This window comes from Pseudomonas sp. 58 R 3 (assembly GCF_900006605.1).
Taxonomy (GTDB): domain Bacteria; phylum Pseudomonadota; class Gammaproteobacteria; order Pseudomonadales; family Pseudomonadaceae; genus Aquipseudomonas; species Aquipseudomonas salomonii.
On the sequence record NZ_CVTT01000076.1, the window covers coordinates 18195 to 30875 of the forward strand.

Below are 12681 nucleotides of genomic sequence, written 5' to 3' on the forward strand. Positions count from 1 at the left end.
TTTAAGGGTTCTGCAAAAACACCACATACCCCCTGAACCATTCACTCCCTTTCAAATACCCCGGCTCTTCCCATACGCCACCCTGAATCAGCCCCACCTTGAACGGCAGCCCCAGCCGGTTCATGCGTGGCAAATACGCTGCGTAATCCGGGATGCTGTGGCGCCCTTGGTAGGTCTGTACCACCACTTCATCCACCACGCCCTTGAGCTGGGCGATGGCTTGCGGGTCGGCGTTGCTGCTCCAGTCCATCAAGCCGGTGATGCTCAGGCGCAGGTCAGCAGGCAGGCGTTGGCGCAGGTCGCGCAGGAAGCTTGTGTATTCGTGCAGGTATTGGGTGCGGGCGTCGAAATCGATCTGGATGCCGACCACCGGGTTGCCCGCATCGCGCCAGCGTTGCACCTGGCCGAGCAGTTGGGTATAGACGCGCTCGGGCCAGTGCAGGGTGTGGGCGCGGTACACCACCCAGACCTGGCCTTGGGTGATGCGCGGTACGCTGATGCCTTGGGCGATAAACTGCACGCCCCGTTGCGGCGCGCGGCGCGTGGAGTTGATCTGGCCCTGGAGGATGTACAGGGTTTTCGCCTGTTTGAGCACCGGCTGCGGCGTGACCCCGCTCCACAGCCAGAAGGCGTCGTAGTCGCGGGCGTCAACGCCGGCAAAGGCCGGGCTTGCCAGGAGCAGCAAGCCTAGCCACAGGTGTTTCACCAGTAGTACTTCAGCGACTGGGCCCACTCAGTGTCGGCAAACCCGGTTTTTAGCTGGCGGAACCAGCCTTTGCGCACGGATTTATCCACATCTACACCGCCGCAACCGTTATAGCCGGCCCGCGCATAGCAGTTGATCGCGCGGAACAGCGCGTAGGCCTTGTCGTTGTGCGGCGCCTTGGGGTTGGCGATGACCTGGCGGTAACCGTCGAGCCGCGAGAAGGTCTCGCCCTTGAACAACGAGGCGGTGCTGCCCAGGCTGCCGGCGGCCCGCACTTGGTCCAGCGGCATGCCATCCAGGTTGTTGCGCAGGATGAACTCACCCAGGCAGTTCAGGCCCTTGGGGTTTTTCCCATCGGCCTGCAGGGTGCTGGCGATTTGCGCAATGCTCGGGCAGGCGTAGCCGGACTCCGCCTTATCGCCGTTCCACTGAAACAACTGCAGCGAGCGGCCATCGCCATAGACATAACCCAGGCTGGTGCCGAGTTTGTCGGCGGGCGCCGATGCCGGCAGTTGCTTGAGGTCGTCGGCGAAGGTGGCGTACTGGCTGCGCATCAGGTCTTTGTACAGCAGCACAAACTGGGCGGTGGCCCGCTCGACCGGGTCACTGGCCTGGGTGATCTGTTGGCGTAACAGGTCCTGGCCTGCGATGTTGCGCAGCAGGATGTAGCGCACCTGCTTGGCGCTGATTGGCGAATCGCTGGCGAACACGCTGGCCAGTTGGCCGTTGCGCTCGTAGTTCATCGCCAGCGCCAGTTCCAGCTGGTCGCGCTGCAAGGGTTGCGTGGCCAGGGGCAGCAGTTTCAGCCACAGCGCTTGCGCAGCTTGCCAATCCTTCTTGGCTTCCAGGGCAAGGCCGCGCAGGGTTTGCTGGCTGAAGGCGAAGTAGTCGAGGCTGGCGGGCACGTCCTGGGGCAGCAGTTTCAAGGTGGTGTCGGGCTGATGTTCGACGTACAGCGCAAACGCTGCTTGCACGTAGTCGTACAGCGCAGGCTCCTGGGCAAACACCGGCTTTTGCGCGTCCAGGGCCGCGCGGCTCAGCAGCGGCGGGTTGCCGGCGCGCATCCACATCAAGTCGTTGACCGCCAGCATCAGTGGGTTGGCCGAAGGTTTTTGGGTGGCACTGAGCAGCTTGTTGTCGGCTTCCTGCACCAGCTCGTCCAACGACACATTGCGCTGTTTGGCGCTCAACTGTGCGGCCAGGTCGTTGGCCAGCTTGTCGGTATCGCCCGCCAGCCAATGCACCCGTCGCAGCAGGCCCTGGGCAGAGACGGCGTATTCGCCCTGTGGGTAAGTTTTCAGGTACAGGTTGAAGCTGGTGTCTGCATTGGCCAGCACCGACTTATCCACATGCTCCAGTTGCGGCATGCCGTATTCGTCGAAGGCATTTTCCTGGGCCTGGTTCAGCTCGGTGCGGGCGATCATGTAGAACGCGGCTTCCTTGACCCACGGCAGGCTGCCGGCGGCGGCGGCGACAAAACCGCGCTGCGCATCGCCAAACCGGCCACTGTAGAAGTCGCCGGCGGCTTGCAGGTAAGCGCGCAGCTCGCGGCCTGCGGCGGACTGGATTTGCTCCGGGTCACCCAGGCTGGCGCCGTCCCAGGTACAGGCGCCGAGCATCGCTACACGTCCCTTGGCCAGCAGAAGGCGCTCCGCTTCGGGCACGTCGGCTTTAACCACTTGGCTGATAAACGCCGTGGCGCTGCTTTCATCATTGCTGCGGCAGCGGCTGCCTTCGCCGGTCAGGAAGGCGTCACCCGCCGCCTTGTCGCCTTCACGCTGAATGCCCAGTGGCGCGAGCAACTCGTCGAGTTTGCCGGGTGTGGGGGCCACGTCGGTTTTTTCGTCGGTGGCGTCGGCTACCGGGGTGAGGCGGTACACCGGAAACGGCACCGGGCCGAAGCCTTCTTCCAGGTCGGTCTCGCCCAGTGCATTGGGCGTCAGCGCTGCCACCTGTTTATCCGCCAGCAACAGGCGCAGGTTGACCCGGCTGTCATTGCCCGGGCTCAGGAAGGGCAGGTTGCTGCAGCCTTCAAGGCTGTCGCGTGAGACCCGCCAGTCGGGGTAGCACGAGTCATCGCCGCTGGCCTGGGCCTGGAAGGAAAGGCCGGCGAGCAATGCCAGGGCCAGTGGTGACAGAAAACCGATGCGCATGGGCGTGTCCTTGATCCAGAGTCCTTGGAAGGCCGCAATAATAACGCACGCCTGCAAATACGTCGGCGGCCCCCTACAATAAATTCAGATTTGTCGGCTGCGGGGTAGTGGCAATTTGATCTTGCTGCCCTAGACTGCCCGGCATCATCAGGGAGTTGTAAACGTATGGTGCAGTTGCGGAGCTGGATGTTAGGGATTTCGTGTCTGATGGGCGTGGCGCAACTGGCGGTGGCGGACGATCCGCTGTTGGATCACCCACCCGCGGCAACCGCCGGCAACGGCAGTGAAGCCCGAGGTGTGTTACGGGCTCGCGACCAGGCGATGCTGGCCAGCGAGTTGTCCGGGCGAATCGTCGAGTTGCCGTTCAGCGAAGGTGAGTCGTTCAAAAAGGGCGAAACCCTGGCGCGTTTCGACTGCTCGGCCTACCAGGCCCAGTTGAATGCTGCCCAGGCTGCCAGCCGTGGCGCCGGTGAAGAGCTGGCCCATAACAAACAACTGGCGGCGCTTAATTCGGTAGGGCGCTTTGAAGTGGCCCGCGCCGAAGCCAAGCTCACCGAAACCCAGGCCCAGTCCCAGGTCTACCAGGTGCAGGTCAAACGCTGCAGCGTGCTGGCGCCGTTTGATGGCCAAGTGGTGCAGCGCAAGGTCCAGCGCTATGAAAGCGTGTCGGCCGGGGCGCCACTGCTGGAGATCGTCGACAACCACAGCCTCGAAATCCACCTGCTGGTGCCGTCGCGCTGGATGGGCAAACTCAAGCCCGGCCAGACCTTCGACTTCACCCCTGACGAAACCGGCCAAGCGTTCAGCGCCACGGTCAAACGTCTGGGCGCGCGCATTGACGAGGGCAGCCAAACCTTGCTGCTGGTCGCGACCTTGCCCAACGCATCCGGCTTGATGGCTGGCATGAGCGGCACCGCCCACTTTGCGCAACTGCAATGAACGCACCGATACCGGGGCACATCGAGCGAGTGTTCGCGCAGTTTCTGGAGCTGGAGCGCCAGACCCGCGCGGCGCGCACCACCGAGCAGCTGGCCTACAGCCTGGTCAATGATGGCCAGCCACTGTTTGGCTATCGGCATGCGGCGCTGTTGATCGCTGGCAAAGTGCAGGCGGTGACGGCGGTGAGCAGCGTCGACCCGAACGCGCCATTTGTAGCGTTCGTCGAGCAAGCGGTGGCGCAGTTGCACAAGCAGGCGCTGGGCCAGACGGCCCGCGTGGTCCCGGCTGAACAGTTGAGCGGCGCGATACAGGCCGATTGGCAAAGCCTGTGCGCCGGGCATGTGTTCTGGTTGCCGTTAAGCGACCCACAAGGCCAGGTGTTTGGCGGCCTGTGGCTGGCGCGTGATACGCCGTGGAGCCCGGCCGAGCAAGTCTTGCTGGCGCAGTTGGGTGACACCTACAGTCATGCCTGGCACGCGCTGCAACCGCGTCAGCCATGGCGGTTGCGCCTGACCCGCAAGCGCCAGGTGCTGGTGGTGATCGTGTTGCTGCTGATGCTGCTGATTCCAGTGCGCCAATCGGTATTGGCGCCGGCTGAAGTGGTGCCGCTGGCCGGGCAAGTGGTGGCGGCGCCGCTGGATGGGGTAATCGCCGAGTTTCTGGTCAAGCCCAACCAGGCGGTGAAAACCGGCGACCTGCTGCTGCGTTTTGAAAGCACCACGCTGACCGCCCAGGCGGATGTAGCGGCACGCGCCTTGGGCGTGGCCGAAGCCGAACTCAAGGCCAATTCCCAGCGGGCGTTCGCCGATGCCGAATCCAGCTCGCGCATCGACCTGTTGGCGGCCCGGGTCGAGCAAAAACGCGCCGAGCGTGATTACGCACGCGAACTGCTCAAGCGCAGCGAAGTACGCGCCGAGCGCGACGGCATCGCCGTATTTGCCGACGCCGAGCGCTGGACCGGCAAACCCGTGCAGACCGGCGAGCGCCTGCTACAGATTGCCGACCCTGCCCAGGCCGAGTTGCGCATCGAATTGGCAGTGGGCGATGCGATTGCCCTGGAGCCGAATGCCCAGGTCGCGCTGTTCCTTGACAGTGACCCGTTGCAACGCCACCTGGCGACCCTGCAACGGGCGGCCTACGAAGCGCAGCCCACGCCGGGCGGCCAGTTGTCTTATCGCCTGGATGCGCAGTTCGATGACGCCCCGCCGCGTATCGGCCTGCGTGGCACGGCGAAAATCTATGGCGACCGCGCGCCGCTGGCGTTGTACCTGTTGCGCCGGCCGCTGGCGGGCCTGCGCCAGAGCGTGGGCCTCTGATGAGCTTGCCCAAACTGCGTGAAGACCTGCAATTGTCCAGCGCTGGCGCGGCCCTGGACGGCTCGCCGCGCTGGACCTTGGCCGACCCGGTGCGCGGGCGCTATTTCAAACTCGGCGCCACGGCCATTCGCTTGCTGCGCCACTGGTCCCTGGGCGACCCGGAACGCGTCCTGCAAGCGGCCAACCGCGAGCCGGGCCTGGCGTTGGGGGGGAGTGAACTGGAGGAGTTGTTGAGCTTTCTGCGCGCCCATGACCTGATCGCCGCCCTCGACCCGCAGCAACGCGCCAGCTACCTCTACAAGGCCGCCGCCCGCAAACAAAGCCTGTGGCAGATATTGCTGCACCAGTACCTGTTCTTTCGCATTCCGCTGTGGCGCCCGGATGCGTTTCTGAACCGTGCGTGGCCGTGGCTGGCGCGCTTCGGGCCGGGATTGTTGCGCTACGGCCTGCCGATCATCCTTGGCCTGGGCGTGTTTCTGGTGGCGCGCGATTGGCAGCGCTTCCTGGCGACCTTCCCGCACCTGTTCAGCCTCGGCGGTGCCTTGGCCTTCGGCGTGGCGCTGTTCTTTGCCAAGCTGTGCCATGAATTCGGCCATGCCTTCATGGCCAAGCGCGCCGGTTGCCGAGTGCAAAGCATGGGCGTGGCGTTCATGGTGTTGCTGCCGATGTTCTACACCGACGTGAGCGATGCCTGGCGGGTCAACGACCGCCGTTCGCGTTTGATGATCGGCGCCGGCGGGGTGATGGCCGAGTTGCTGCTGGCCTGCATCGCCTTGCTGGCCTGGTCACTGCTGCCCGATGGCCCGGCGCGTACCGCAGCGTTCATGCTGGCCAGCGCCACCTGGCTGACTACCTTGGCGATCAACCTCAACCCCTTTATGCGCTTTGATGGTTACTTTTTGATCAGTGACTTGTGGGGCGTCGACAACCTGCAAGGCCGCGCCTTTGCGCTGTGTCGCTGGCGCCTGCGTGAGTGGCTGTTCGGCTACGGCGAGCCGGCGCCGGAGCCGTGGTCGCCGAAGATGCAGCGGCGGCTGTTGAGCTGGGGTTACCTGGCCTGGCTGTGGCGCGCGGTGTTGTTTTTGGGGATTGCGCTGGCGGTGTATCACCTGTTCTTCAAGCTGCTCGGGATCTTCCTGATGCTGGTGGAATTGGTGTGGTTTATCTTCCTGCCGATCTTCAAGGAATGGCGCGAATGGTGGAGCCGCCGCAGCCAGGCTCACGCGCCACGCGTGTTGCTCAGCGGCTTGGCTTTGCTGATGATCGTGCTGGCGTTGGTGCTGCCGTGGCGCAGCGCCGTGGAGTTGCCGGCCATGCTTGTAGCGGGGCGCTCAAGTGCCTTGCATGCGCCGGTGGCCGCGCGGGTCAAGGCCTTGTCGGTGGTGGACGGGCAAGTGGTGAGCCAGGGCCAGGTGTTGATCGAGTTGGAGTCACCGGACCTGGATGCGCGGCAAAGCATCGTGCGCCGCGAAGTCGACATCCTGCAGTTGCAGATGCGCCGCCAGGCCGGGCGCAGCGAAACCGCAGCGGATGCCGGGATCAACGATCAGCGCCTGTCCCAGGCGCTGGCCGAATACCGAGGTTTGGCCGCCCAGCGCGAACGCCTGCTGTTGCGCGCGCCCCATGCCGGCACCGTGCGCGATCTGCTGCCGCAATTGAGCGTGGGCCGTTGGTTGTCGCCTAAAGACCCACTGGCGCAAGTGGTGGAAGACGGCGCACGGCTGCGCGGTTACCTGGCAGAAGCCGAGTTGTGGCGGGTGGCGCCGGGGGCGACCGGGCGGTTTATCGCCGATGACCCGATGCATGCAGCGATCGCGGTGGAGTTGACCGATATTGACGCCAACGGCGTGGCCTACCTGGATCAGGAGGCACTGGCTTCCGACCACCACGGGCCAATTGCTGTACGCCGCGATGAAAACCAGCGCCCGGAGCCGGTGCAAGCCCAGTACGGCGCCCGACTGCAAAGCCTGCAACCGATCGGCACGCCGCATCAACCGTTGCGCGGCAGGGTGGTGTTGCAAGGACGCAGTGAGTCGGTGCTGGGGGTGGCCTGGCGGCGTGCTGCGGCGTTGGGTGTGAGGGAAAGCGGGTTCTGACAGGAGTGCAGCGCAATGTTGAACAAGGATGGCACCTTGGCACAGGGCTTGGTGGTGCGCCCCTCACGGAGTACTGACGGGCCGTTTTTACACAGCCTCTACCGCTCGGCGCGTGCGGACTTGCAGTGGATCGACGGCGAGCAGGCGCTGGTGGAAGAGGTGATCGCCCAGCAGTTCCAGGTGCAGGAAAAAGGCATGGACGAACACTTCCCTGGCGCCCTGCATTACGTGGTGGAAAAACTCGGCACGCCCATCGGCGCGTTGAGTGCCGATTTTGGCCCGAATGAAATCCGTGTGTTGTACCTGGCCTTTATCCCCGCCGCCCGTGGCCAGGGCTTCGGCCGCGCAGTGCTGCAAGGCGTGCAGCAGGCTGCCACACAAGTGGGGTGCCCGGTGACGACGGTGGTGTGGGCGAGCAACCCCCATGCGCGCCAGCATTACCTGGCGCTGGGGTTTCGGGTGGAAGAACAAACGCCCGCTGCGCAGCGGTTGGTGTGGTACCCGTCTCAGTTGAAGACGATGCAGAAGTAACCACGCTGGCTGTCGCGGCCCATGGCCGGCTCGCGGGAGACAAACACGGGTTCCAGGCAGTTGGCCTCCAGTGGCAAGCGGCATAAGCCGTCGACAAACGTGGTGGGCGCAAGGCTTTCGAGCAACACCCTGAACGCTCCGCGCGGGCTGCCCGGCAGGCTGGCTTTGGGCGCATCGGTCAGGCTTTGGACCTGAATCGGCAGTGCCGAACCGTCCGGTAAATACAGCACACTGGTGCGGTTGAGCAATGGCCGGAAATGTTCCGGGGTGACCAGGTTCAACATGGCAGGCTCCGCGTCAGAAGTGCCGGGGCGGGGGAGCCCCGGCTAAAGGTTAACCGCGAGACGGAAAGATCCCGTTCAAGGCAATGCTGAAGTTGATCGCCAGGTACGGGTTCATGGTTGCCATGGGCTGGCCTTGGCCGGCGGGGCTGATTGCACCGCCGGTCACGGCGGTGCTTACGCCCTGCAGTGCGACCGGGGTGGCGCCTTGCTGGTCTGAATAGATCGAAGCACTGCCCGGCCCGCCGCCGGAAGCGCCGATAAAGGCGTTGGTGGCGCTGGGTGTCGTCACCGGGTTGCTGGCAGTGATGGCCAGTTGCACGGAGGTGGTGGCATTGAGCGATGTGGTGGCGTGGGTGTGGGTCGGCAGGTTGATCAGGGTGGCGGTCACTGATTCGGTGCCGGAGACCTCACCGATGACGCGTGCCGTCAGGCCCGCGCCGTTGCCTTGACCAATCGGCATTCGGCCTTGCAGGTTCGGCAGCATGAAGTTTTGTACGCCATTGCCGCCGTAAATCGTGCCGAGCAACGAGAACAGTGCCTGGTATTGGTTGAGGGGCAGGGTTTGACCCGCGCACAAGGCCCAGTCTCTGGGCGCGAAATCAAATGCAAAGGGTTGGATAGTGCCGATGAATACTTCCATTTATCGCTCATCCTTGTAGTGGCTTTACGGTGTGTGACGCCAATCGATCTGGTGTCATCGCACAGCGTAGTCGCAGGTTTTGCGCGCCGCCCGACGGTTGCAAAACAGCGAGCGAAACCGGGGCTTTTGTCCTAGAGTGGCGCTTGTTTGCGCATGTGCAGGTTTCGCCTCGGTAACGGGCGGTATTAGGGGAATTGAGGTGCGACGGTCTGTGGTAGAGCAAGACGACAAAGTGGGCGCGTTTCCCACAGCCAATCGCCTCTGGGCCGCCTGGGAAGGCGCCGGCTGGCTGAGCCGGTTATGGTGGGTGCCGATTCTGGCGCTGGCCATGGCCGTGCGTTTCTATGGCCTGACGGCTTCGGCGATCTGGGGCGACGAAGGCTCAAGCCTGTTGCTCAGCGAATACGCCATGGACGACCTGTGGTTTCACGCGGCCCATGATGTGCATCCGCCGCTGTACTTCTTCATGCTGCGCGGCTGGATCGGGCTGTTTGGCGACGGCATCTGGTCGATTCGCGGCATGAGTGCCCTGCCAGGTGTGATGGCGGTGGGCCTTGGCATCTCACTCACGCGGCAACTGTCCACGCGGCGCGCTGCGGTGCTGGCGGGCATGCTGCTGGCGCTGTACCCAACGGCCGTGCGCTACAGCCAGGAAGTGCGCATGTATTCGCTGCTGGCCGTATGGCTGCTGGGCGCCACGCTGGCGCTGGTGTACTGGGTGCGTCAGCCTGAGCGCACGCGTTACCTGGCGGCCTATGTGCTGTTGATGGCGGCCGGTTTCTACACCCATTACTTCACCGCCCTGTGTGTGCTGGTGCATTGGGTGTGGCTGGGGGTGTTGTGGCCTTCTCAAGCGCGTGGCCAGCGACTGCTCCTGCGCCCGTCGTGGTGGTGCGCCAATGTGTTGATAGTGGCGCTGTACCTGCCTTGGTTGCCGAACCTGCTGGATCTGGTCCGCCACGTCGAGCAGCTCAAGGTCGGGGGTGATATCGGCTGGGAAGACCCGGTTTCGCTGATGTCCGTGCCGTCTATGATCTGGCAGTTCGTGCTCCAGGATGAAGGCATCGGTTTCTGGCAGCCGCTGTTCTGGCTGTTCCCCTCGCTCTTGATCGCCGTGGTGGGCATCACCACCTGGCGCGACCGCGAGCGTTATCGCCCGGCGTGCCTGCTGGCGTTGTTCTTTGTGCTGCCGCTGCTGCTGGTGTACGGCGTTTCGTTTATCTCACCGGTGTTTATCGAACGCTACCTCACGGTCTACGCGTTGGGCCTGCCGATTCTGCTGGCGCTGGCCATCGACCGCCTGCCGGCGCGCCTGGCGTGGCTCGGCGCGGCGTTGTTCGTGTTGTTCGCTGGGGTGGAGCTTCTGGGGCTCAAAAACAATTCCACGGTGGATGTGCATGACCAATTCAACGTGCCGGTGGAGTTCGTCAACCGTAATTACCAGGAAGACGACCGCATCGTCCTCAGCGACATGATGTGGTACCTCAGCTACGTGTATTACGACCAGACCGACGCCCAATTGCAGCTCTACACGCCGCCTAAACCCGACGGCACCTCGACTCGGCCGAATGCCTATGGCTTTGGCACCTTGGTGGATCAGGACGGCGGGCGCATTTACCTCGACCGGCTATCGGCCATACCTGCCGATACGCACCGTGTGTGGTTGATCAGCAGCACCGAGCCGCCGGATGATTTTGCGCCGATTCCTGAAGACTGGCGCGAGCTTTTGCGCCAGGACGGCGGTGGCGCTCGGGCGCGGCTGTTCGTGTTGTGCCGTGGGCCAGAGCCCTCGCAACCAGAGGGTTGTCGTTAAGATCCAATTGGCATTAACGGAATATCCAAATACTGGCAAATGACCACTAGTCGGCACTGCATTCCTCAGCTACGCTTCGCGCATAAATGGACTTTATCCGCCTAAGTGGTGATGGGATTGCAGTATCACTTTATCTCCGGGTTGCCGCGTTCCGGCTCAACCCTGCTCTCTGCCATCCTGCTGCAGAACCCGCGTTTTCACGCCGGTATGAGCAGCCCTGTAGGCACCTTGTTCAACGGTGTGCTGGGGCAATGCAGCGCCGGCAGTGAGTTTGGTTCGGTGATCGATCCCAATACCCGCCGCCGTTTGCTGCGCGGGTTGTTCGATTCCTACTATGCCGACAAGGCCTCCACCCCGATTGTCTTCGACACCAACCGCCAGTGGTGCGCGCGCATGCCCGCGCTGCATGACCTGTTCCCCCAAGCCAAAGTGATTGCCTGCGTGCGCAACGTCGCCTGGGTCATGGACAGCCTTGAGCGCCTGTACCGCGCCAACCCCTTTGAGAACACTCGGCTGTTTAACGACGACGTTGAACGCAACACCGTCTACAGCCGTGTCGAGACCCTGGGCCAGCGCAATCGCCTGGTCGGCTATGCCTGGTCGGCGCTCAAAGAGGCGTACTACGGCGAAAACGCCGACGCCATGCTGGTTGTCGACTACGAATTGCTGTCCCAGGCGCCTGAACGGGTAATGCGACTGGTCTACGAATTTATCGGCGAACCGTGGTTCGAACATGACTTCGACAACCTCAGCTACGACGCGCCGGACTTCGACGAGGCCCTGGGCATGAGCGGCTTGCATCGGGTCAAACCCAAGGTCGCGCTGCAGCCGCGCCGCACCATCCTGCCGCCTGATCTCTTCGAGCAGTACGCACACATGGAATTCTGGCGCGACGGGTCTTTGAGCGCCGCCAATGTCATTCGCACCAAAGCCGACGCCGCGATCAACTGATCGCGGTTTTTCTACGGGTAACCGCTTTCGACGCACGGGTGAGCAGCATGTGGTGGAGCAAAGGGAAGGCACGTAACACAACACCAGGCGCTAAAACCCTGGCGACACCCATGATCATGTTCCTCGAACCGCGCATGCTGTTTGACGGCGCGGTCGCCGCCACCGTGGCCGATGCGGCCCAGGCCGACAGCCATGCCACCGCCGACGCGGCGGCCAAGGCGCAGACGGCCGAGCATGCCACCGCCAGCAAAGACACCCACGCACAATCCGATGCGCCCGCTACTCCGACGCCCGTTGCCGTGCCGGGCCAGACCGTGGTGTTCGTCGATGCGCGCGTCAAAGACTCCGCCGACTTGCTCAAAGGCGTCGCTCCCGGCACCCAGGTGGTGCAGCTGGACGCCAGCAAAGACGGCCTGCAACAGATCGCCGACTACCTGGGCAGCCACCAGGGCGTGAGTTCGGTGCAGATCATCGCCCACGGTAATTCGGGCGATTTGTGGTTGGGCAGCACCTACCTGTCGGCCGATAACGTCGCAGCCCGCAGCGCGGTACTGGCGCAGATCGGCCAGGACATGAACGCCGGCGGCGATATTCTGATTTATGCCTGCAACACCGCCGAGGGCGACAAAGGCATCAGCTTTGTCGACTCACTGGCCAGCCTGACCGGGCGCGATATTGCCGCCTCCAGCAACCGCACTGGCGCGGGCGGCGACTGGACACTTGAGGTTGCCAGCGGCTCGATCGAGAGCCATACGGCGCTGTCGTACCAGGGGATGTCGGGCTATCAGTACAGCCTGGCGACGATCACCGTGACCACCGGCGCCGACAGTGGCGCCGGTTCGTTGCGCGCGGCCCTGAGCAGTGCAGTGGCGGGCGATACCGTCACCTTCAGCACCGCAGGCATGACGGTCAACCTCAACACGCAGTTGGTGATTTCCAAGAACCTCACCATTGAAGGCGACCTGGACCACAACGGCACGCCTGATGTAACGATCAGCGGGCAGTACAAGACTCAGGTGCTTACGGTCAATTCAGGGGTTACCGCGACCCTGGACGGCCTGGTCATTACCAAGGGGCTGATGGCGGGCAACGGCGGCAATAGTGGTAGCGGTACTACGGCGCCCGGTTTGCTGGGCGCGGGGATCAGTAACTTCGGTAACCTGACCTTGAATAACGTCAGCGTGACCGCGAATGCCGCCTCGGGCGGCGGCGGCGGTGGTGGCGTGGCCGGTGGCGATGTCGGCGGTGGGGG

At 63.6% G+C, this 12681-nt stretch carries 11 protein-coding genes; 7 read left to right on the forward strand and 4 right to left on the reverse strand.

Going from position 1 to position 12681, the window contains the following annotated elements:
* Position 1: 1 nt before the first annotated feature.
* Both BFP92_RS24530 and BFP92_RS24535 read right to left on the reverse strand, forming a co-directional pair.
* Complete coding sequence (locus BFP92_RS24530; RefSeq protein WP_065931504.1) at positions 2 to 706, reverse strand: DUF3142 domain-containing protein; 705 nt, start codon at positions 704 to 706, stop codon at positions 2 to 4.
* Entirely contained in the window at positions 703 to 2859 is a 2157-nt protein-coding gene (locus tag BFP92_RS24535; protein ID WP_065931505.1) for a PA5441 family protein, read from the reverse strand. Before BFP92_RS24535 ends, BFP92_RS24530 begins: the two co-directional genes overlap by 4 nt.
* Positions 2860 to 3024: 165 nt before the next feature.
* On the opposite strand from BFP92_RS24535, the gene BFP92_RS24540 reads away from it, so the two are divergent.
* From BFP92_RS24540 to BFP92_RS24555, 4 genes are read left to right on the forward strand one after another with little or no spacing between them, the layout of a single operon-like run.
* Complete coding sequence (locus BFP92_RS24540) at positions 3025 to 3798, forward strand: efflux RND transporter periplasmic adaptor subunit (protein WP_065931506.1); 774 nt, start codon at positions 3025 to 3027, stop codon at positions 3796 to 3798.
* Entirely contained in the window at positions 3795 to 5114 is a 1320-nt protein-coding gene (locus BFP92_RS24545) for an efflux RND transporter periplasmic adaptor subunit (protein WP_065931507.1), read from the forward strand. The genes BFP92_RS24540 and BFP92_RS24545 overlap by 4 nt, the downstream gene beginning before the upstream one ends.
* Positions 5114 to 7210 (forward strand): site-2 protease family protein, encoded by a 2097-nt coding sequence (locus BFP92_RS24550; RefSeq protein ID WP_065931508.1) that lies wholly within the window; start codon positions 5114 to 5116, stop codon positions 7208 to 7210. The genes BFP92_RS24545 and BFP92_RS24550 overlap by 1 nt, the downstream gene beginning before the upstream one ends.
* A 15-nt stretch (positions 7211 to 7225) precedes the next feature.
* Positions 7226 to 7741 (forward strand): GNAT family N-acetyltransferase, encoded by a 516-nt coding sequence (locus BFP92_RS24555; protein ID WP_065931509.1) that lies wholly within the window; start codon positions 7226 to 7228, stop codon positions 7739 to 7741.
* On the opposite strand, the gene BFP92_RS24560 is transcribed toward BFP92_RS24555, so the two are convergent.
* Entirely contained in the window at positions 7717 to 8025 is a 309-nt protein-coding gene (locus BFP92_RS24560; protein ID WP_065931510.1) for a hypothetical protein, read from the reverse strand. The genes BFP92_RS24555 and BFP92_RS24560 overlap by 25 nt on opposite strands.
* A 49-nt stretch (positions 8026 to 8074) precedes the next feature.
* The gene (locus BFP92_RS24565; protein ID WP_065931511.1) at positions 8075 to 8665 is read right to left on the reverse strand and encodes a phage tail protein; all 591 of its coding nucleotides are present in this window, start codon (positions 8663 to 8665) and stop codon (positions 8075 to 8077) included.
* 199 nt (positions 8666 to 8864) lie between these two features.
* On the opposite strand from BFP92_RS24565, the gene BFP92_RS24570 reads away from it, so the two are divergent.
* From BFP92_RS24570 to BFP92_RS24580, 3 genes are all read left to right on the forward strand, one after another.
* Positions 8865 to 10478, forward strand: coding sequence for a glycosyltransferase family 39 protein (locus tag BFP92_RS24570; RefSeq protein WP_065931512.1), 1614 nt, complete (start codon positions 8865 to 8867; stop codon positions 10476 to 10478).
* Between the two features lie 111 nt (positions 10479 to 10589).
* On the forward strand, positions 10590 to 11429 hold the full coding sequence (locus tag BFP92_RS24575; RefSeq protein WP_065931513.1) for a sulfotransferase family protein: 840 nt from the start codon (positions 10590 to 10592) through the stop codon (positions 11427 to 11429).
* Between the two features lie 47 nt (positions 11430 to 11476).
* Positions 11477 to 12681, forward strand: a 1205-nt coding sequence (locus tag BFP92_RS24580; protein ID WP_239694321.1) for a DUF4347 domain-containing protein, incomplete at its 3' end; no start/stop codon positions are given.